Below are 21,200 nucleotides of genomic sequence, written 5' to 3'. Positions count from 1 at the left end.
CGATGCCTCTTCTCATTATTATTGGGGGCGTCGTCCGGCGACTGAATGAAGGCCAGCAGTGCCGGATGACGCTGCCGCGACATTAATGAGCCAAGGGAAAGAGCGTCAATTCGATAAACGCGACTCTGTGCGTTTATCGAACAGCTTAGGCAAAGAGTTGCGCGCTCAGATCACGACTGGCGCTTAGCAGACCGGGCAAGAAACGCTGTTCCAGCTCGCTGCGACTGACCCGGCCGGCGTGGGTGCTGACGTTTAACGCCGCCACCACTTGGCCAGAAGCGTCGTACACCGGAACGGCAATCGAGCGCAGGCCCTGCTCCAGTTCCTGATCGACGATGCACCAGCCTTGTAGCCGTACCTCTTGCAGGCATTCGAGCAACGCCTCGGGGGTATGCAAGGTGCGACTGGTCTTGGCTTGCAGCTCTGCATGGTCAAGGTATTCGCGCAATGACGTGTCGTCTAGCGCGGCGAGAAGAATCCTGCCCATGGACGTGCAATAGGCCGGCAATCGCCCGCCCACCGAGAGGTCGACGGAAATCAGCCGCTGGGTGGTCGCCGAGCGCGCAATGTACAAAATGTCATCACCTTCCAGCGTGGCCATGTTGCAGGCCTCATGCAGCTGCTCACTCATGCGGTCCAGATACGGCTGGGCAGAAACCGCCAATGGCGTCGACGACAAATAGGCATGGCCCAGGGTCAATACTTTGGGCAACAGCGAATAGGTGCGCCCATCGGTGGTGGCGTAGCCAAGTTTGATCAGGGTATGCAGGCAACGTCGCACAGCGGCGCGGGGAATTTCCGTGCGATGGCTGATCTGCGCAATGGTCAGATGCCGCTTGCGCTCCTGGAACGCTTGCACCACCGCCAGACCACGGGCCAGGGAAGTCATGAAATCCGGGTCACCGGTCAGGGCCTGGATTCGCTTGGCTGGCGAGGCAACGATCGGCGGTGCCACTGAAGCGAAGGAATTGCGCATTTGATCGTTCATATCAGGTTGTTTCCCACACGGATCAGCGACTATTACAAGCGGCTCCCGGTCTGACACTCAAGCCATCGGCCACCAAGATTGGGCGATTATCGAACCACCAGCCGATAATCGCAATCGATGGTGTCTAAGGTGAGTCGCACGGCTTTCACACCGCACAACGATTGTTATTTTCGGTCACAGACTAAAGAAGCACGGGTGTACTAATTTGTTCGGCTAAATGGCGTCAGAAAGTCACCGCTGTAACTGGCCATCACCGGCACCGTAGTTACCGGTAAAACTTTGCGAGTAACAAAACAATCACACACGAGGAACTACTTTTAACTCTCAAGAGATAGTGTTCTTCGGATCGACCGCTATAATGCATCTCAGTGGCGACCGGTTTTTTACGTGCCGATTTCGCCAACCGGCAGCGCAATATCCATTGCCGCTGTCCGCAGCAAGCGCCTGACGCTCATTTCATATGCTCCGCCAACGCGCTCGCTGAAACAGGAGACTGATGCTACGTCAGCTGTTTTTCTCTGGTGCCGTGGCCGCCTGCAACAAGGACGTATTGATTGCGCCGAGGGAACAATGCCGTGTCCGGCATTGTCCTTTCAACGAGCCTGGTCAATAAATCGATGCAGTCGTTTCACCAGAATTAATCTCAACTCAATCAGGTAGCACTGTGACGAAAGACGAACTGCGCGCGGAACTTGAGCGCCAGGAACAACGTTACAAGGAAGTTTACGGCGGGGAAGTCACCACCTACGCCGCTCAGCCCGAACCCGAACGCAAACCCTGGCGTAAACGCGCCACCGTTCAGGACCAGGCCTTCTCCCAGGAATTGCAGAAGATGGAAAAGGAACTCAAAGCCGAAGAGCCATGACCGCCTCGGTTTGAATTCTTTCAAGAGCCTGCATCTACACCTGTTAAAAGCGGGTTGTATGGATGATGCTTTTCGTGCCCGCTACAAGCGGGCAGCGGTCTCCTCATCCATTGGATGAGGCAAATGGCTCCTGTCTGACCTTCTTCCAAGAAATTTCACACACGCGTTCAAGCCTCTCGCTCCGCCGGGAGAAACCCTTGTGGCTACAGCCTTTGCAAGTAATTTCAATGACTTGTAAAACCCCGAAAAAACCTGGGGCTTGGGGGATTGCCACAAATTAATTCGTTGAAGAATGTTACCGATGAGCAGCAAGTGCATCGATTAGCAGTCTTTTCTGGCATAATCGCGCCCCCTTACGACCGGGTCAGAAAACCTTCATGATCGATTTATTCAGCGGACTGGATGCTTGGGTGCTTGTGAGCCTCTTGCTCGCCCTGGCCTTTGTCCTCGCCTTCGAGTTCATCAACGGCTTTCATGACACCGCAAACGCGGTGGCCACTGTTATCTACACCAAAGCCATGCCGCCTCATCTGGCGGTGTTCTTTTCCGGTGTGTTCAACTTCCTCGGCGTGCTGCTGGGCGGTGTGGGCGTGGCGTATGCCATCGTCCATTTGCTGCCGGTAGAACTGCTGATCAATGTGAACACCGGTCACGGACTGGCCATGGTGTTCTCGTTGCTCGCTGCTGCCATCACCTGGAACCTGGGCACCTGGTACTTCGGTATCCCCGCCTCCAGTTCCCACACGCTGATCGGTTCGATCCTCGGTGTCGGCCTGGCCAACGCCCTGATCAACGACATTCCGTTGGCCGATGGCGTGAACTGGCAGAAAGCGATCGATATCGGTGCGTCCCTGGTGTTCTCGCCGATGGCCGGTTTCCTGATCGCTGCCCTGGTGCTGATCGGTCTTAAATGGTGGCGTCCACTGTCCAAGATGCACAAGACACCGGAACAGCGCCGCAAGATCGACGACAAGAAACACCCGCCATTCTGGAACCGTCTGGTGCTGGTGATTTCGGCGATGGCAGTCAGCTTCGTGCACGGCTCGAACGATGGCCAGAAAGGTATCGGCCTGATCATGCTGGTGCTGATCGGTATCGTGCCGGCGCAGTTCGTTCTCGACCTGAACAGCACCACCTACCAGATCGAGCGGACTCGCGATGCGACCTTGCACCTGAGCCAGTTCTACGAGCGCAATCGCGAATCCCTGGGTGAGTTCCTGGCGCTGGGCAAAAGCGTGAAAGGCGATTTGCCGGAGAAGTTCCGTTGCAATCCGCAACAGACCGAACCGACCATTTCAGCGCTGCTTGGCACCCTTAAAGGTGTAGCCGACTACCATTCGTTGCCGTCGGAAAGCCGCATCGAAGTACGTCGCTACCTGCTCTGCCTGGACGACACCGCGAAGAAAGTCGCTAAGCTGCCAGGCCTCGCTGCCCGTGAAAAGGCCGACCTGGACAAGCTGCGCAAAGACCTGACCACTACCACCGAATATGCCCCGTTCTGGGTGATTCTGGCGGTCGCACTGGCTCTCGGCCTGGGTACCATGGTCGGCTGGAAACGCGTGGTACTGACCATCGGCGAGAAAATCGGCAAGCAAGGCATGACCTACGCCCAAGGCATGTCGGCGCAGATTACCACCGCGTGCATGATCGGCGCGGCGAACATCTTCAGCCTCCCGGTTTCCACCACCCACGTCCTGTCTTCAGGCGTGGCCGGTACCATGGTCGCCAACAAAAGCGGCCTGCAAGGCGGCACCGTCAGAACCATCCTGCTGGCCTGGGTCCTGACCCTGCCAGCCACCGTGGCCCTGTCGGCCGGCCTGTTCTGGCTGGCGTCGAAGGCACTGGGTAGCTGATACACCGCTACTGAAAAAGGCGCGTTCCGTGAGGTTCGCGCCTTTTTATTGCCCGTATTTCGGTATTAGATCGTTCCCACGCGCAGCAAAGGAATGCAGCCCGGGACGCTCCGCGCCCCTTTCGAGAGCTGGAACGCGGAGCGTCCCTTGAGGCATTCCCACGCAGAGCGTGGGAACGATCGGACAAAAAAAAGGGCGACCGAAGTCGCCCAAAATGCCTTGCGTGCTCATTACTCCAGAAAGACCTACGGTTTGCGCTTATGCGAATCCTTCCAGATAAAAAATCCAAACCCTGCAAAAAACAGAACCATGAGGCCGACTGTCAGCACTCCGGCGATCACCACGTTGTCGAAAAACATGACTAGCCTCCTGCACTTGCCCTGTTGCGATGGGGCTAAGTTAACCAATCAGGCAGGAGAGAAAATTGACCGGGATCAATGCCGCCCTAGACGGGCGTAAAAGGAAGGGAAATAACTGACCTGCATCAACAGATGCAGGGTGTTTCAACGCTTTTTCGGTTTGTTCTTCGGCTTTTTCTTCGCTTTGCCCAACGGCATCGCCTGCTCGAACGCCTGGCGTACTTCGTTCAGACGCTTTTCATTAAGGTCATGAACCCGCTTGGCGCGTTCAGAGTTGAGGTCGATCAGCTTGTCATCTTGGCTCATGGCGTTCAGTGCATCGCTTGGAAATGAATTCAACTGCCGGCTAAAGGCGACAGAATTACGCCAATAATGCGGTCTGGCGCGGGCGCTGACCAGTGATCCGACACTTCAGATCTCGATATCGACCCACAACCCCTGACGCGGCTGATCTTCCATCAACGGCACCACCGGCACGGTATTGTCGGCATTGAGCTCATTACCGGGAATCGCCAAGTGCTCTTCAGGATCTTCATCGGCCTCACGACGGCGCCGCTCCCGTTCCTGCTGCCGACGCTGTTCCTCGCGCAGCTGCAGGCCCGCCTCTTCCGGATCGCGTTTTTGCAGGTCGATGGTGCTTTCGTTGGAGCTTTCCTGCACCGCCACCACGGGCGGAATGTCCGGGCGCTGGCGAATCGGATCCTGCTGTGAAGTGATTGGTACGGCGCTCAAGGGGAGCATCGGTGGCAGCATATTATTAGTCTCCTGTCAGCAGGCTGTCGGCTGCGGGAATGGCGACTTGAGCCATCGGTCGCAAACTTGTGACCCGCCTGGCACCGTAGTAGCTGGTGCAGCCTGCGATCTTTTGATCTTCATCTCCCGAAAAGTTCGCATCCTCCCTCCGCGCACGCATGTAATCCTTTGGTCCTTAAGGCTCATTCCGTTAAGATAGCCCGCTTTTTCAAGGTGGGAGTCAGGCAGCATGGCGCAGCAGTATCAACCGGGGCAACGCTGGATCAGTGACAGCGAAGCCGAGCTGGGTTTGGGCACCGTTCTGGCACAGGACGGCCGCTTGTTGACCGTGCTCTACCCGGCCACTGGCGAGACTCGCCAGTACGCGCTACGGAATGCGCCCCTTACCCGCGTGCGGTTTTCGCCGGGTGACAGCATCACTCACTTCGAAGGCTGGAAACTGACCGTACAGGAGGTCGACGACGTCGATGGCCTGCTGGTCTACCACGGCCTCAACGCGCAGAACGAAGTGGTCACGCTGCCGGAAACCCAGCTGTCGAACTTCATTCAATTCCGTCTGGCCAGCGACCGTCTGTTCGCCGGGCAGATTGATCCGCTGGCCTGGTTCTCCCTGCGATACAACACCCTGGAACACACCAGCCGCCAATTGCAGTCCTCGCTCTGGGGCCTGGGCGGCGTGCGTGCGCAACCGATCGCGCACCAGCTGCACATTGCCCGTGAAGTCGCCGACCGCATCGCGCCGCGCGTTCTGCTGGCAGATGAAGTGGGCTTGGGCAAGACCATCGAAGCCGGTCTGGTGATCCATCGTCAACTGCTCTCGGGCCGCGCCAACCGCGTGTTGATCCTGGTGCCGGAAAACCTCCAGCACCAATGGCTGGTGGAGATGCGCCGCCGCTTCAACCTGCAAGTCGCGCTGTTCGACGAAGAACGCTTCATCGAAAGCGATGCCGCCAACCCGTTCGAAGACACCCAGCTTGCATTGGTTGCGCTCGAATGGCTGGTAGACGACGAAAAAGCCCAGGATGCGCTGTTCGCGGCCGGCTGGGATTTGCTGGTGGTCGACGAAGCGCACCACCTGGTGTGGCACGAAGACCAGGTCAGCCCTCAGTACTCACTGGTGGAGCAACTGGCCGAAGTTATTCCCGGCGTCTTGCTGCTGACCGCGACCCCGGAACAACTCGGTCAGGACAGCCACTTCGCCCGTCTGCGCCTGCTCGACCCGAACCGTTTCCATGACCTGCACGCCTTCCGCGCCGAGAGCGAAAACTATCGCCCGGTGGCCGAAGCCGTTCAGGAGCTGCTGGACAAGGGGCGCCTGTCGCCTGAAGCGCACAAGACTATCCACGGTTTCCTCGGCAACGAAGGCGAAGCCCTGCTGACCGCCGTCAACGATGGCGACACCGAAGCCAGCGCCCGTCTGGTCCGCGAACTGCTGGACCGTCACGGCACCGGCCGCGTGCTGTTCCGTAACACCCGCGCCGCCGTGCAGGGGTTCCCGGAGCGCAAACTGCACCCGTACCCGCTGCCGTGCCCGGCCGAATACCTCGAACTGCCATTGGGCGATCACGCCGAGCTGTACCCGGAAGTCAGCTTCCAGGCCCAGCCGGACGCCAACGAAGAAGAGCGCTGGTGGAAGTTCGACCCGCGTGTCGAGTGGCTGATCGACACCCTGAAAATGCTCAAACGCACCAAAGTGCTGGTGATCTGTGCCCACGCCGAAACCGCCATGGACCTGGAAGACGCCCTGCGCGTGCGTTCCGGCATTCCGGCCACGGTCTTCCACGAAGGCATGAACATCCTGGAGCGCGACCGCGCCGCCGCCTACTTCGCCGACGAAGAATTCGGCGCTCAGGTGCTGATCTGCTCGGAAATCGGTAGTGAAGGTCGCAACTTCCAGTTCTCGCACCATCTGGTGCTGTTCGACCTGCCGTCGCACCCGGACCTGCTGGAGCAGCGTATCGGTCGTCTCGACCGGATCGGTCAGAAGCACGTCATCGAACTGCACGTGCCGTACCTGGAAACCAACCCGCAAGAACGGCTGTACCAGTGGTATCACGAAGCGCTGAACGCGTTCCTCAACACCTGCCCGACCGGCAACGCCTTGCAGCATCAGTTCGGCCCGCGCCTGCTGCCGCTGCTGGAAACCGCCGATGACGGCGAGTGGCAAGCGCTGATCGACGAAGCCCGCGCCGAACGTGAGCGTCTGGAAGCCGAACTGCACACCGGTCGCGACCGCTTGCTGGAACTCAACTCCGGCGGTGCGGGCGAAGGTGATGCACTGGTCGAAGCGATCCTCGAACAGGACGATCAGTTCGCCCTGCCGATCTACATGGAAACCCTGTTCGACGCCTTCGGCATCGACAGCGAAGACCATTCGGAAAACGCGCTGATCCTCAAGCCAAGCGAAAAAATGCTCGACGCCAGTTTCCCGCTGGGCGACGACGAAGGCGTGACCATCACCTACGACCGCAACCAGGCGCTGTCTCGCGAAGACATGCAGTTCATCACCTGGGAACACCCGATGGTTCAGGGCGGCATGGACCTGGTCCTGTCCGGCTCGATGGGCAACACCGCCGTGGCGCTGATCAAGAACAAGGCGCTGAAACCGGGCACCGTGTTGCTGGAACTGCTCTACGTCAGCGAAGTGGTTGCCCCGCGCTCGCTGCAACTGGGCCGTTACCTGCCGCCGGCCGCCCTGCGCTGCCTGCTCGACGCCAACGGCAACGACCTGTCGACCCGGGTGTCGTTCGAAACCTTGAACGATCAACTGGAAAGCGTGCCCCGCGCCAGCGCCAACAAGTTCATCCAGGCCCAGCGCGACCAGCTGACGCCACGGATCAACGCCGGCGAAGAGAAAATCACCCCGCGTCACGCCGAGCGCGTCGCCGAGGCACAACGTCGCCTGGCGGCGGATACCGACGAAGAACTGGCACGCCTGACCGCCTTGCAAGCGGTCAACCCGACCGTGCGCGACAGCGAACTGGTTGCCCTGCGCAAGCAACGTGAGCAAGGCCTGGCCATGCTCGACAAAGCCGCGCTTCGACTGGAAGCGATCCGGGTGTTGGTGGCGGGTTAAGTCCCTTCTGCTCCACCGCTATAAAAAAGAAGGCCCGCAGTGATGCGGGCCTTTTTTTGTCTGCTTGATTGTTGTGGTGTTCTTGAGGGCCTCATCGCGGGCAAGCCCGCTCCCACAGGGTTCCAGGTGAATACAAGTTTTTGTGAATAACCGAGATCACTGTGGGAGCGGGCTTGCCCGCGATGGCGATTAGGCTGTCGCCGCAGAACCCACAGGCTCATCCACCGCCACCAACCCTTCCTTCATCCGCTTGGCATCCCTGACAAAACACCGCGAAGCCAGAAACAGAAACACCATGGTAAAGAACAGCGCCACCGGAATCAGATACATCGCGTCATGCAAACCGACAGCTTTGAACGCTTCTGTCATCTGCCCAGCGCCGGCCGAGAGCATCGCCGCGTGCGCGAAGTGATCCGATAAACCGCCCACCACCACCGGCCCCAAACCTCCACCCAATAGATACAACCCGGCAAAGAACAACGCCATCGCCGTCGCCCGCAGGCGCGGTTCGACCACGTCCTGGATCGCCGTGTACACGCAGGTATAGAAGTTGTAGGCGAACAACCACCCCAGGCTGAACACCGCGACAAATACCCCGATCTCGATCCGTCCGGCGTGCAGCGCCCAGGCGGTGCACACGGTCGAAATGATCAAGCTGAATGCCGCGAACAGCAGCCGCCCATTGGCCACCCGCTGGTGAATCTTATCGGCGATCCAGCCGCCGAGCGTCAGGCCGAACAGCCCGGTCACCCCGACGATCACCCCGGTCGCCACCGCTGCATCCTGCAACGGCATCAGGAAATAACGCTGCAGCATCGGCACCAGAAACGAGTTGCAGGCATAGGTCGCGAAGTTGAAGCACAGCCCCGCCATTACCAGCCACAGGAAAGTCGGCACCGCCAGCACTCGACGGATCGGCCGGTCTACGCGCTCCTGAGACACTTGCACGCTTTCCGCCGCGCCGCGTTTCGGCTCTTTGATAAAGAACATGAAGACCGCCAGGATCAACCCCGGCACCGCCGCGATGAAGAATGGCGCGCGCCAGCTGTCAAACGCCTTGACCATCCAGCCGATGGTGAAGAACGCCAGCAGCAACCCCAGTGGCAGGCCAAGCATGAAAATGCCCATGGCCCGAGCTCGACGATGAGCCGGGAACAAATCGCCGATCAGCGAGTTGGCAGCCGGTGCGTAACTGGCTTCACCGATACCGATGCCCATGCGCACGATCAGGAAACTCCAGAAACTGCCCACCAGCCCGTTGACTGCAGTCAGCCCGCTCCATGCCGCCAGGCCCCAGCCCATCAACTTGCTGCGCGAACCGGTATCGGCCAATCGCCCCAGGGGCAGGCCGGCAATGGCGTAAACGATGGTGAATGCGGTGCCGATGATCCCCAGTTGAAAGTCGCTGAGGTGCCATTCCATGCGGATCGGCTCGATGATGATGGCCGGGATGGTGCGATCGAAGAAGTTGAACAGGTTGGCCAGGAACAGCAGGAACAGAATGCGCCAGGCATTCGCCGCTTGGGTCGAGTTCTGCATGGGTCCGTCTCTTTATTGTTATTGGGGCTTCATTGCCAACGCATTCGAGCCCGGAACGGTCAATCTAGTCAGGCCCGCCAGTGCTGTCTGTAATTATTCGTAATCCTGATACCCCTCCATGGCCACCCATGGGGACTGAAACAATTTATTTCCAATCGTTCTAAAGGCCATTCCAAAAACATTGGCATTAATATGCCACCACCTCTTGCGCTCCATGCAAGGCCTCTATACTGCAAGCATTCGCCAGCGCGCATGGCGCCGGCCAGGATGATTCAGAGATGGGGCATGCTATGGAGTGGCTTGGTTTGCATTTCATGACCGGGCTACCGGAGGGCGGGCAGGTCATACTCGATTGCACCCATAACCCTTTTCTAGTGTTGCTGGCCTATCTAGTGGCTTGCGCGACCGGCTTCGCCACGCTGGGCATGACCGAGCGGGTCGCCCATGTGGAAAAACCTGCATCCCAACGCCTTTGGCGCTGGGTCGGTGCCGGGTGCCTGGCAGGCGGTATCTGGGCCATGCATTTCATCAGCATGCTGGCGTTCCAGGCGCCGATCGACATCCATTACCACTTGCCCACTACCCTGCTCTCGCTGTTGTTCGCCCTGACCGCCTCATGGCTGGCCATGCACACCCTCAGCCATCCTCAGTTGAACTTCTGGCAATACCTGCGGGCCGCGGTATGGATCGGCCTGGGCATCGCAACCATGCATTACATGGGCATGGCCGCCCTGCGATCGAATGCGATGGCCTACTACCAACCCGTGCTGTTCGTGCTTTCCATTGTGATCGCCATCGGTGCCAGCCTGGCTGCCCTGTTGATTTCAAGTCACCTGCGCGATGGCGCCGGCGTGTTTCATCAATTGCTCAAATACACCGCCAGCCTGGTACTCGGAGCCGGCATCGTGAGCATGCATTTCACCGGCATGGCGGCGTTCAGCCTGGTGCTGCCCGCTGGCAGCCTTGAGCCCTTGCCCAGCGATAACAATCACCTGCAACTGGGACTGACGGTAGCGGTCATGACGCTGCTGATCATCGGCAGCGGCATCAGCGCTGCATGGGCGGACAAGAAACTGCAACACAAAGAGCATGACCTGCAGCGGGTCAACGCCCTGCTCAGTCAACTGGATCAGGCACGCATGTCGTTGCAACAGGTGGCGCATTACGACCCCTTGACCAATCTCATCAACCGACGAGGCTTTAATCAGATCTTCGCCGAGAAACTCATCGAGAAAACCAACGAAGGCGGCATGCTGGCAGTGATGTTCCTCGACATCGACCACTTCAAGCGGATCAACGACAGCCTCGGCCATGACGCCGGCGACGAATTGCTCAAAGTTCTGGCCAGCCACATCAAGGCCGCGGTGCGCAGCCATGAAGACGTGGTGGCGCGCTTCGGAGGCGACGAATTCTGCATCCTCATCAGCCTGTACGACCGTGAAGAAGCACGGCAAATGGCCCAGCGCATCATGCTGAAAATGAAGGAGCCCATCGAGTTGTCCGGACGGCGCATGGTCATGACCACCAGCATCGGCATCAGCCTGTTTCCAGAAGACGGCAAGACCTGCGAAGAACTGCTGAAAAACGCTGACCTGGCGCTGTACCAGTCCAAGGATTGCGGTCGTAATGCCTTGCATTTTTTCAGTTCAAACCTGAAAACCCGCGCCACCCTGGAGTTGCAACTCGAAGAGGAACTGCGCCACGCTCTGCGCGAAAACACCGGGTTGATGCTGTATTACCAACCGATCTATGACCTGAGAACCGGCCAGGTCACCAAACTTGAAGCGCTGATTCGCTGGCAACATCCGGTTCACGGATTGCTCACGCCGGATCGGTTCATCGCCATTGCCGAAGCCAACGGCCTGATCGCCGAGCTGGACAACTGGGTGCTGCTCAAGGCCTGCGAAGACTTGGGCGAGCTATCCCGACACGATTGCGAAGAACTCAAAATCGCGGTGAATTGCTCGCCCCTGAACCTGGCGCGAGAAGAACTGGCCGATGAAATCGAGCACGCCCTGCACGCCTTCGGGGTGGCACCACACCGGCTGGAACTGGAAGTGACCGAGAATGCACTGATGGGCAATATCACCAATACCCTGGTGTTGCTGCGGCAGATTCGTGCCCTCGGGGTCTCGTTGTCGATCGATGACTTCGGCACCGGTTATTCATCCCTGGCCTATCTCAGGCGCCTGCCATTAAACACGTTGAAGATTGACCGCTCGTTTATTCAGGACATCCCCAAGGCCACCCAGGACATGGAAATCGTCCAGGCCATTATCGTCATGGCCCATACCCTGCATTTGCAGGTGGTCACCGAAGGCGTCGAAACCTTCGAGCAATACGACTTTCTCGCACGCCATGGCTGCGATTTCGTTCAGGGTTACCTGCTCAGCCGCCCGGTGCCGCTGGCCGAGTTGCGCCCGGTGCTGGCGGAAATCAATCAGCGCAAACACATGCACACCGTCAATCCCTTGAGTCTGGCTCGCGGTATAACCGCACTAACGTCGACGGATCCTTTTCCAGGAACCCCTGCCCCCCATGGAGGCGCATCAGTTGTGCGGCCAATCCGCTGATCGGCGTGGCCGAGCCTTGTTCGCGAGAGAATTTCACGGCGCTGTCGAGGTCCTTGAGCAGCGTGCGCACGTGCCATTTCACCGGCTCGAAACGGCTTTCGGCCATTTGCGGCGCGAGGATCTGCAAGGGCTTTGAATCGGCGAAACCACCGGCCAACGCTTCGGCGATCAGGCGGGCGTCGACCCCGGAACGCTCGGCCAGGGCCACCACTTCGGCAATGACCAAGGCATTGCACGCCACGATCATCTGATTGCAGGCCTTAGTCACCTGCCCCGCACCGACGGCGCCCATGTGGGTCACGCGCTGGCCAAGGGTCAACAACACCGGCCGCACGCGCGCAAGGTCTGCCGCTTCGCCCCCTACCATGATCGCCAGGCTACCGGCCTCGGCACCGACCACCCCGCCGGACACCGGCGCATCGAGCCAACTCATACCGGTTTTACTGGCCAATGCAGTCGCCATTTCCCGCGTCGCGGTGGGTTCCAGGCTGGAAAAATCCACCAGCAACTGGCCGCTTTTCGCCCCCTCGGCAATGCCCACCGCGCCAAACACCACCTCACGTACAACAGCCGTGTCAGCCAGACACAGCATCACCACATCAGCGTACTGACACAGTTCGGCCGGTGTCGCCACTTGCCGCGCGCCGGCCTCGACCAGCGCTACGCACTTGGCCGGGTTGCGGTTCCACACCGTCAACGGATAACCCGCCGCCAACAGGCGTCGGCACATTGGCAAACCCATCAGGCCGATTCCGGCAAACCCCAGCGAAGGTAACGCTGCCATCATTTAGCCTCCTTTTGATTAAAGATCATCGAATATTGGCCGATTCATCATGATTAAGGAAAGGATTCCCCCCAGCGACTCTCAGGCCCAGGCCCTGACGCTTGGGCCACATTCGCGCAGCAAAAAGACGCGAGATCCCATTCCGTGATGACTCGATGACACTTGTCGCCGAGCCGACCAGTCCAGGTATATGGCGCACAATGACTTCTAAAAATAATCCGGCCACCGCGGTATCCGACCTGACCCTGAGCCCCGCGGCGAACAGCCCCTCATCGTCGAAGCCATTGACCCCGTCACGTCCGCTGGCGACTCAGCAATACCTGTACTTCACCGAAACCAATACCGACCGCATCCTCGACAACCTCGACGGCCTGCGCGATATGGTGTTCCCGCGCCCACCACACCTGGAAGGCGATAACGAACAGCACAGCGATCAGGAATTCCCGTCGGTGTGCCTGATCGGCTTGGGCCGCTGTGGTTCGAACATCGCGCTGGACGTGGCGGAACTGGTGTACAACGCCCGCAAGTTCTACCTCAACGAATTCAACAACGAAGACCGTCTGTCGCCGGACAAACGCTATGCCGAAAAGGGCTACAGCCCGGCGCAGTGGATTCGTAACAACCTGCGCCTGGGGCCGAACAAGGCCAGCAAACCGGTGTTCCTGGTCGAACCGCTGGTGATGCTCGGCGACCTGGACAAGGACATCGCCGGTCGCATCCGCTTCTCGCGCAAGGGCGAAAAAAGCGGCTTTTTGCGCGACTACAGCAAAATGAAAATCATGGACTTGTCGGAAGTCCACGCCGGTGGCGCCGGTAACGCGCCGATCCTCGGCCAATACCTGGCCAAGATCATCCTGAACAAGGACACCCAACGCTTCTCCAGCCCTGACTGGAAGATGATTCACTCGTACCTGATCGACAGCTGCGGGATCAAGGCCAACCAGTCGCGCCTGTATTTCTCGATCTTCAGTGCCGGCGGCGGTACCGGTTCGGGCATGGCCTCGGAATTCGGCCTGGCCCAGCAGCACTCGTACATGAACAAGACGTTCGACACCAAGCCGATGGATGAGCACGACGGCAAGAGCGGTCATTCCTTCGTCTTCGAGCCGATCTTCACCAGCGGCATCTGCGTACTGCCGAACATTTCCGATCATCGCAGCGAAATGTCCGAGGCGCTGCACATCAACGCCGGTCGCCTGCTGTGCAAATACCTGTCGGAAGAGTGGGACTTCTCCTACAACTTCGCCAACGAAGACAGCAGCGAAGCCAGCGTTATGGGCCGTATCCGCCCATGGAACGCGATGATGCTGATCTCCAACGACATCATGCGTTATGCCGAAGAGAGCGATGACGGCAACATCCAGAACATCGATGTCAACGCGATGGAAAAGCACGCCAACCAGTACATCTCACAGCAAATCTTCAACATTCTGACGGCGCAGGCGGTGACTACCGACTACGACCAGAATTATTTCCGTCGTGCCGGCATCGACATCGGCGAAACCATTCGCCTGGACGCCAACGACCTGTTCATGAGCCTGGCCGGCCCGGTGGCGATTGCTTACGCCGAGTCCGTGGTGCCGGAAACCCCGCCGCCGAGCAGCGACAAGTTCAAGGTGTTCGAGAAAGAGCCGCAGCGCCTGAACATTGACGACCTGTTCTTCCGCTCCATCGACCTGCCGCACTTCAACAAGGTCACCCAGGCGATCGAAGGCATCAGCCTGTTGCCGATCGAGTCCAAGCGCTATCGCGCCTCGCTGGAGCAGTACAAGAATTCGGGTTATGACGCGGCCGCGTTGCACGACCTGCACTTCTTCAAGAATTGCTCGTCGGTGGTGTCGATTGTTTCATTGCCCAAAGACTACAAGCTGTCCTACATGGACCTGAACCGGTTGAAGACCCACCTCAACAGCCTGTTCCCCAACACCACGCTCAAGCGTTATGCGCTGGTGATCGGCGCCTCGGCCAACCTGTCGCTGACCACCCTCATCGCCAAGAGCCCGTGCCTGTCGGACGACTTTCTGACGCTGATTGTGGCGTTCATCAAGCGCTGCTTTGCGAAAAACCCGTACCGCTTCGACGAGACGCTGGACAACTCGATCCTCGACTTCATCATTAATGAAGACTTCGACGAAGACCGCATCGACGAACTGCTCAACGAATTCGAAAACCCGGCGAAGATCCTCGATACCAATTGGTACGCGATCAAACCGATGTACGAGAAGAAGTACCGCGAGCTGATCAACGACAAGGACAAGTTTGTCTCGATCAATGACATTCGTTTGTCTCGGGATTGCGTGAAGAAGTCGATCAAGTATTTGCGCGAGATTTACCGTCACCGCATTGGCAAGACCAAGGTTATTTCTTTGAATAACCATACCGGCAAGAGCTTCTAAGGATCGGTCCAGATCGTTCCCACGCAGAGTGAACTGACACCCCCAAAAGTTGTGTCCCACCTTTTGGGGTCAGTTCAGAGCGTGGGAACGATCACATCCAGAAACAATTAAGCAGCCCATCGGCTGCTCAATAAACTGTTCCCGTTACGTTTACGTCACCCTCGCCAAGACCCTTCTGTGGCCTTTCTCTACGGCAACATGCCATCACGCTACTCGGCTACACACTTTTAACCGGCAAAGCTGTGCACCAAATAAGTGCAATCACTCAGCTCGTCGCCCTTTCCTGGATCAGAATCCATGGTGAAACCACCACCGCCCACAGCTCCGGATCGCGCTCGAAAAGATCCAGCGCCCGCGTTTCAGACAGCTTGGCGACCTTGTCGGCAGCCAGCCAGGCAGCGACTTTCTCGCCTTCATCGGTTGCTACCGCTTCTGCTGCAGCGATCAAATCCAGGCCTGGATCGACCCACAATAGGGCACCCTTGGCGAAGAACGGCTCCAACTCTTTCCAGGTAATAGATGCGGTCTCACCAAGCAGCTTGGCATAGAGGGTGCTAGGTTCTTGAATCATGGGTTCCTGTCCGCAAAGAAAATCGACATGAATGATAACGTCGGTAGTGCGCCAGAAAAACCCGGATGCAAATTGCGTTACCGATCGAGAAATGCAGGAAAGCCAGGGAATGCTGCTGAATCCAAGTATTAGCCAGCTAACATCCCGCCTTGATTCTGTCTTTTTCTTTCAATAAAGCGACACCCTCAGGTTTTGCCCCCTGGCGCCAGCTTCCCAGGCTCACAATCGGCGCTCTACACTGTACCGGTACAGTTGCCGGGGGCATTTTCCGGAGGATATCAACGATATCTGACCCGGTTCTGCTGCTACGGCGCCAGGACTATAAAAACTACAACAGTAAGAGTGGAGCACTATGACTAAGGCTACTAAGCAGATTTCAAAACTGTTTGCCGCTATGGTTCTGGCCGGGGTTGCCAGCCATTCGTTCGCCGCCGACACCATCAAGATCGGCATCGCCGGCCCTAAAACCGGCCCTGTAGCCCAATACGGCGACATGCAGTTCAGTGGCTCCAAAATGGCCATCGAACAAATCAACGCCAAGGGCGGCGTCGACGGCAAGAAACTCGAAGCCGTTGAATACGACGATGCCTGCGATCCCAAACAAGCGGTTGCTGTCGCGAACAAAGTCGTCAACGACGGCGTCAAGTTCGTGGTTGGTCACCTGTGCTCCAGCTCCACTCAGCCGGCGTCCGACATCTACGAAGACGAAGGCGTGATCATGATCACCCCGGCTGCCACCAGCCCGGACATCACCACTCGCGGCTACAAGATGATCTTCCGCACCATCGGTCTGGACAGCGCCCAGGGCCCTGCAGCCGGCAACTACATTGCCGATCACGTAAAACCGAAAATCGTTGCTGTTCTGCACGACAAACAGCAATACGGTGAAGGTATCGCCAGCGCCGTTAAAACCACCCTCGAGAAGAAAGGCGTCAAGGTTGCCGTGTTCGAAGGCATCAACGCCGGCGACAAAGACTTCTCCTCGATGGTCTCCAAGCTCAAGCAAGCCAACGTCGACTTCGTCTACTACGGCGGCTACCACCCGGAGCTGGGTCTGATCCTGCGTCAATCCCAGGAAAAAGGCCTGAAAGCCAAGTTCATGGGTCCGGAAGGCGTGGGTAACGACTCCATTTCGCAGATCGCCAAGGAAGCTTCCGAAGGCCTGCTGGTGACCCTGCCGAAATCCTTCGACCAGGATCCGGCCAACATCGCCCTGGCTGACGCGTTCAAAGCCAAGAAAGAAGACCCGAGCGGTCCGTTCGTGTTCCCGGCCTACTCGGCTGTGCAAGTCATCGCCGAAGGCATCAAGGCCGCCAAGAGCGAAGACACCACCAAAGTGGCTGAAGCTATCCACAAGGGCACGTTCAAAACCCCGACCGGCGACCTGTCTTTCGACGACAAGGGCGACCTGAAGGACTTCAAATTCGTGGTTTACCAGTGGCACTTCGGCAAACCTAAAACTGAAGTTTCGCCTCAGTAAGGCCTTGGCCTGACTGACTGCCAATAAAGCCCACGGCGTGCCGTGGGCTTTGTTTTACGAACGTATTGGGCCGCGCTGGCGTGATCCGCCAGTCTCCCCACCTGAAAATCTCAAAACCGTCATCAGCGGTTCGCTGGCAAACCTCGAATTCGAAGTGGGTGCAGATCCACGGGGCTCGAGCGGGAAAATGACTCCACCAGTGAAATGCGTATCAGGTTTTTAGGAGCGCTGTAATGCCTGACATCTATCACTTCTTCCAACAGCTGGTTAATGGTCTGACCATTGGCAGCACGTATGCCCTGATCGCCATCGGCTATACGATGGTTTACGGCATCATTGGAATGATCAACTTCGCCCACGGCGAGGTGTACATGATCGGCTCTTACGTGGCGTTCATCGCCATTGCCGGGCTGGCCATGCTGGGACTCGACAGTGTCCCGCTGTTGATGACCGCGGCTTTCATCGCGACCATCGTCGTTACCAGTGCCTACGGTTACAGCATCGAACGAATCGCCTACCGCCCCCTGCGCGGCAGCAACCGTCTGATCCCGCTGATTTCCGCCATCGGCATGTCGATCTTCCTGCAGAACACGGTTCTGCTGGCGCAAGACTCCAAGGACAAATCCATCTCCAACCTGATCCCTGGCAACTTCGCCATCGGGCCAGGTGGCGCACATGAAGTGCTGATTTCCTACATGCAAATCGTGGTGTTCGTGGTGACCCTGGTCGCCATGCTCGGCCTGACGCTGTTCATCTCCCGCTCTCGCCTGGGTCGCGCCTGCCGCGCCTGTGCCGAGGACATCAAGATGGCCAACCTCTTGGGTATCAACACCAACAACATCATCGCCCTGACCTTCGTCATCGGTGCCGCACTGGCGGCCATCGCGGCCGTGCTGCTGAGCATGCAATACGGCGTGATCAACCCGAACGCCGGTTTCCTGGTCGGCCTCAAGGCCTTTACCGCAGCAGTATTGGGCGGTATCGGCAGCATCCCCGGCGCGATGCTCGGCGGGCTGGTGCTTGGGGTGGCAGAAGCCTTTGGTGCCGATATTTTCGGCGACCAGTACAAGGACGTCGTGGCGTTCGGTCTATTGGTTCTGGTGTTGTTGTTCCGGCCAACCGGCCTGTTGGGCCGTCCGGAGGTTGAGAAAGTATGACTAGGAATCTTAAACAGGCGTTGTTCAGCGCCTTGCTGGTGTGGGCTGTTGCTTACCCGGTACTCGGTCTGAAACTGACCATCGTCGGCATCAACCTAGAAGTCCATGGCACCAGCACTGCAACACTGATCACCATCGCTGTGTGCTCGGTGCTGATGTTCCTGCGGGTGCTGTTCGACCAGCAGATCAGTTCGGCCTGGAAAGCCTCGCCCAACCTGCCGGTGATGCCAGCCAAGGCCAGTCACTTCCTGACCCTGCCGACGACTCAACGCTGGATCATCATCGCGTTGATCATCGGTTCTCTGGTTTGGCCGTTCTTCGGTTCCCGCGGGGCGGTGGACATCGCCACCCTGGTGCTGATCTACGTGATGCTCGGCCTGGGCCTGAACATCGTGGTCGGCCTGGCCGGTCTGCTCGACCTCGGTTACGTCGGCTTCTACGCCGTGGGCGCCTACAGCTACGCGCTGCTGTCGCACTACTACGGCCTGAGCTTCTGGATCTGCCTGCCTATCGCCGGGATGATGGCGGCCACCTTCGGCTTCCTGCTCGGTTTCCCGGTACTGCGTTTGCGCGGTGACTACCTGGCGATCGTGACCTTGGGCTTCGGTGAAATCATCCGTCTGTTCCTGCGTAACCTGACCGACCTCACCGGCGGCCCGAACGGCATCAGCAACATCGAGAAACCGACGTTTTTCGGCCTGACCTTCGAACGCAAAGCCGCCGAAGGCCTGCAGACGTTCCACGAGTACTTCGGCCTGGAATACAACTCGATCAACAAGGTGATCTTCCTTTACCTGGTGGCGTTGTTCCTGGCGTTGTTCGCGCTGTTCGTCATCAACCGGTTGCTGCGCATGCCCCTGGGCCGTGCTTGGGAAGCGCTGCGTGAAGACGAAATTGCCTGCCGTGCGCTGGGTCTCAATCCTACAATCATCAAGCTGTCGGCCTTCACCCTCGGTGCCTGCTTCGCCGGTTTCGCCGGTAGCTTCTTTGCCGCGCGTCAAGGCCTGGTGACACCGGAGTCCTTCACCTTCATCGAATCGGCGACCATCCTCGCCATCGTGGTGCTGGGCGGCATGGGCTCGCAACTGGGCGTCGTACTCGCCGCCACGGTGATGATCCTGTTGCCGGAAATGATGCGTGAGTTCAGTGAATACCGCATGTTGATGTTCGGCGCCTTGATGGTGCTGATGATGATCTGGCGTCCTCAAGGTCTGCTGCCTATGCAACGCCCTCACATGGAGCTGCGCAAATGAGCCGCGAGATCCTGAAAGTCACTGACCTGAGCATGCGCTTCGGCGGCCTGCTGGCGGTCAACAGCGTGGCCCTGAGCGTCAAAGAGAAACAAGTGGTCTCGATGATCGGCCCCAACGGCGCCGGCAAGACCACCGTGTTCAACTGCCTGACCGGTTTCTATCAGCCCACCGCCGGCAGCATCGTGCTGGATGGTGAAGCGATCCAGGGCCTGCCGGGCCACAAGATTGCCCTCAAAGGCGTGGTGCGCACCTTCCAGAACGTGCGGCTGTTCAAGGAAATGACAGCGGTCGAGAACCTCTTGATCGCGCAACACCGTCACCTGAACACCAACTTCCTGGCGGGCCTGTTCAAGACCCCGGCGTTCCGCAGAAGTGAGCGCGAGGCGATGGAATACGCCGAGTACTGGCTGGAAAAGGTCAACCTCAAGGAGTTCGCCAACCGTCCGGCAGGCACCTTGGCCTACGGTCAGCAACGTCGTCTGGAAATCGCTCGCTGCATGATGACCCGTCCGCGGATTCTCATGCTCGACGAACCGGCCGCTGGCCTCAACCCGCGGGAAACCGAAGACCTCAAGGCACTGATCGGCACCTTGCGTGAAGAGCACAATGTGACCGTGCTGTTGATCGAACACGACATGAAACTGGTCATGAGCATTTCCGACCACATCTTCGTGATCAACCAGGGCACACCGCTGGCCAATGGTACGCCGGAGCAGATCCGCGACAATCCTGAAGTGATCAAAGCCTACCTGGGGGAAGCGTAAATGCTGCAGTTCGAAAACGTTTCTACCTTCTACGGCAAGATCCAGGCACTGCACAGTGTCAACGTCGAAGTCCGCCAGGGCGAGATCGTGACCCTGATCGGCGCCAACGGTGCCGGCAAATCGACCCTGCTGATGACCCTCTGCGGTTCGCCGCAAGCCCACAGCGGCAGCATCCGCTACATGGGCGAAGAGCTTGTCGGCCAGGACTCATCGCACATCATGCGTAAAAGCATCGCCGTGGTTCCGGAAGGTCGTCGGGTGTTTGCCCGCCTTACCGTGGAAGAAAACCTCGCCATGGGCGGATTCTTCACCGACAAGGGCGATTATCAGGAACAGATGGACAAGGTCCTCGGACTTTTCCCACGCCTGAAAGAACGCTTCGCCCAACGCGGCGGCACCATGTCTGGCGGCGAACAGCAAATGCTCGCCATTGGCCGCGCGCTGATGAGCAAGCCCAAGCTGTTGCTGCTCGACGAGCCATCGCTGGGCCTGGCACCGATCATCATCCAGCAGATCTTCGACATCATCGAACAACTGCGCAAGGACGGTGTGACGGTGTTTCTGGTGGAGCAGAACGCCAACCAGGCCCTGAAAATCGCTGACCGTGCCTACGTTCTTGAGAACGGCCGGGTGGTGATGCAGGGGACAGGTGAAGCGCTGCTGACCGACCCGAAAGTGCGCGAAGCGTACCTCGGTGGTTGAGCCTTGGCGGTAAACAAAAAAACGGCCTTCGGGTCGTTTTTTTATGTCTGCCACAAACCTGACAACAACAAAGATCCAATGTAGGAG

The 21,200-nt window shown here is 58.5% G+C and carries 17 protein-coding genes; 10 read left to right on the top strand and 7 right to left on the bottom strand.

The features are described 5' to 3' along the window. Positions 1 to 145: 145 nt before the first annotated feature. Complete coding sequence (gene pcaR / locus PSH97_RS06110) at positions 146 to 988, bottom strand: pca regulon transcriptional regulator PcaR (RefSeq protein WP_305448490.1); 843 nt, start codon at positions 986 to 988, stop codon at positions 146 to 148. A gap of 664 nt (positions 989 to 1,652) precedes the next feature. Between pcaR and PSH97_RS06105 the strand changes: the two genes are divergently transcribed. Together PSH97_RS06105 and PSH97_RS06100 are read left to right on the top strand one after the other, a co-directional pair. Further along, positions 1,653 to 1,853 carry a hypothetical protein gene (locus PSH97_RS06105; protein WP_007903846.1) on the top strand — a complete coding sequence of 67 codons (201 nt, stop codon included), beginning with the start codon at positions 1,653 to 1,655 and terminating at the stop codon, positions 1,851 to 1,853. A gap of 377 nt (positions 1,854 to 2,230) precedes the next feature. After that, positions 2,231 to 3,706, top strand: coding sequence for an inorganic phosphate transporter (locus PSH97_RS06100; RefSeq protein WP_007903847.1), 1,476 nt, complete (start codon positions 2,231 to 2,233; stop codon positions 3,704 to 3,706). Between the two features lie 245 nt (positions 3,707 to 3,951). On the opposite strand, the gene ccoM is transcribed toward PSH97_RS06100, so the two are convergent. From ccoM to PSH97_RS06085, 3 genes are all read right to left on the bottom strand, one after another. Next, positions 3,952 to 4,065, bottom strand: coding sequence for a cytochrome c oxidase subunit CcoM (ccoM, locus tag PSH97_RS06095; protein ID WP_010462558.1), 114 nt, complete (start codon positions 4,063 to 4,065; stop codon positions 3,952 to 3,954). Between the two features lie 144 nt (positions 4,066 to 4,209). After that, positions 4,210 to 4,371 carry a hypothetical protein gene (locus PSH97_RS06090; protein ID WP_007935839.1) on the bottom strand — a complete coding sequence of 54 codons (162 nt, stop codon included), beginning with the start codon at positions 4,369 to 4,371 and terminating at the stop codon, positions 4,210 to 4,212. 105 nt (positions 4,372 to 4,476) lie between these two features. After that, on the bottom strand, positions 4,477 to 4,818 hold the full coding sequence (locus tag PSH97_RS06085) for an aspartate-semialdehyde dehydrogenase (RefSeq protein ID WP_305423068.1): 342 nt from the start codon (positions 4,816 to 4,818) through the stop codon (positions 4,477 to 4,479). Between the two features lie 229 nt (positions 4,819 to 5,047). Here PSH97_RS06085 and rapA point away from each other — a divergent pair, with 229 nt between their 5' ends. Beyond that, positions 5,048 to 7,894, top strand: coding sequence for an RNA polymerase-associated protein RapA (gene rapA, locus PSH97_RS06080; RefSeq protein WP_305448489.1), 2,847 nt, complete (start codon positions 5,048 to 5,050; stop codon positions 7,892 to 7,894). A gap of 189 nt (positions 7,895 to 8,083) precedes the next feature. On the opposite strand, the gene PSH97_RS06075 is transcribed toward rapA, so the two are convergent. Beyond that, positions 8,084 to 9,433 carry a spinster family MFS transporter gene (locus PSH97_RS06075; protein WP_305448488.1) on the bottom strand — a complete coding sequence of 450 codons (1,350 nt, stop codon included), beginning with the start codon at positions 9,431 to 9,433 and terminating at the stop codon, positions 8,084 to 8,086. Between the two features lie 290 nt (positions 9,434 to 9,723). On the opposite strand from PSH97_RS06075, the gene PSH97_RS06070 reads away from it, so the two are divergent. Further along, the gene (locus PSH97_RS06070) at positions 9,724 to 12,006 is read left to right on the top strand and encodes a putative bifunctional diguanylate cyclase/phosphodiesterase (protein WP_305449753.1); all 2,283 of its coding nucleotides are present in this window, start codon (positions 9,724 to 9,726) and stop codon (positions 12,004 to 12,006) included. On the opposite strand, the gene PSH97_RS06065 is transcribed toward PSH97_RS06070, so the two are convergent. After that, on the bottom strand, positions 11,897 to 12,793 hold the full coding sequence (locus tag PSH97_RS06065) for an NAD(P)-dependent oxidoreductase (protein WP_305448487.1): 897 nt from the start codon (positions 12,791 to 12,793) through the stop codon (positions 11,897 to 11,899). The genes PSH97_RS06070 and PSH97_RS06065 overlap by 110 nt on opposite strands. Positions 12,794 to 12,990: 197 nt before the next feature. On the opposite strand from PSH97_RS06065, the gene PSH97_RS06060 reads away from it, so the two are divergent. After that, complete coding sequence (locus PSH97_RS06060) at positions 12,991 to 15,186, top strand: hypothetical protein (RefSeq protein ID WP_305448486.1); 2,196 nt, start codon at positions 12,991 to 12,993, stop codon at positions 15,184 to 15,186. A 265-nt stretch (positions 15,187 to 15,451) separates the two neighbouring features. On the opposite strand, the gene PSH97_RS06055 is transcribed toward PSH97_RS06060, so the two are convergent. Then, positions 15,452 to 15,757, bottom strand: coding sequence for a DUF2288 domain-containing protein (locus PSH97_RS06055; protein WP_305448485.1), 306 nt, complete (start codon positions 15,755 to 15,757; stop codon positions 15,452 to 15,454). 352 nt (positions 15,758 to 16,109) lie between these two features. On the opposite strand from PSH97_RS06055, the gene PSH97_RS06050 reads away from it, so the two are divergent. From PSH97_RS06050 to PSH97_RS06030, 5 genes are all read left to right on the top strand, one after another. Further along, positions 16,110 to 17,237: a branched-chain amino acid ABC transporter substrate-binding protein gene (locus tag PSH97_RS06050; RefSeq protein ID WP_305448484.1), complete on the top strand. Its 1,128-nt coding sequence runs from the start codon at positions 16,110 to 16,112 to the stop codon at positions 17,235 to 17,237. 233 nt (positions 17,238 to 17,470) lie between these two features. Further along, positions 17,471 to 18,394 (top strand): high-affinity branched-chain amino acid ABC transporter permease LivH, encoded by a 924-nt coding sequence (gene livH, locus PSH97_RS06045; protein WP_217856670.1) that lies wholly within the window; start codon positions 17,471 to 17,473, stop codon positions 18,392 to 18,394. Further along, positions 18,391 to 19,647, top strand: a complete 1,257-nt coding sequence (locus PSH97_RS06040; RefSeq protein WP_305448483.1) for a high-affinity branched-chain amino acid ABC transporter permease LivM — start codon at positions 18,391 to 18,393, stop codon at positions 19,645 to 19,647. Before livH ends, PSH97_RS06040 begins: the two co-directional genes overlap by 4 nt. Beyond that, on the top strand, positions 19,644 to 20,411 hold the full coding sequence (gene livG / locus PSH97_RS06035) for a high-affinity branched-chain amino acid ABC transporter ATP-binding protein LivG (RefSeq protein ID WP_305448482.1): 768 nt from the start codon (positions 19,644 to 19,646) through the stop codon (positions 20,409 to 20,411). The genes PSH97_RS06040 and livG overlap by 4 nt, the downstream gene beginning before the upstream one ends. Next, the gene (locus tag PSH97_RS06030; protein WP_095054074.1) at positions 20,412 to 21,113 is read left to right on the top strand and encodes an ABC transporter ATP-binding protein; all 702 of its coding nucleotides are present in this window, start codon (positions 20,412 to 20,414) and stop codon (positions 21,111 to 21,113) included. Positions 21,114 to 21,200 lie beyond the last annotated feature (87 nt).

Source organism: Pseudomonas cucumis, assembly GCF_030687935.1.
Taxonomy (GTDB): Bacteria; Pseudomonadota; Gammaproteobacteria; order Pseudomonadales; family Pseudomonadaceae; genus Aquipseudomonas; species Aquipseudomonas cucumis.
This window is presented reverse-complemented; position numbering and strand designations above follow the sequence as displayed.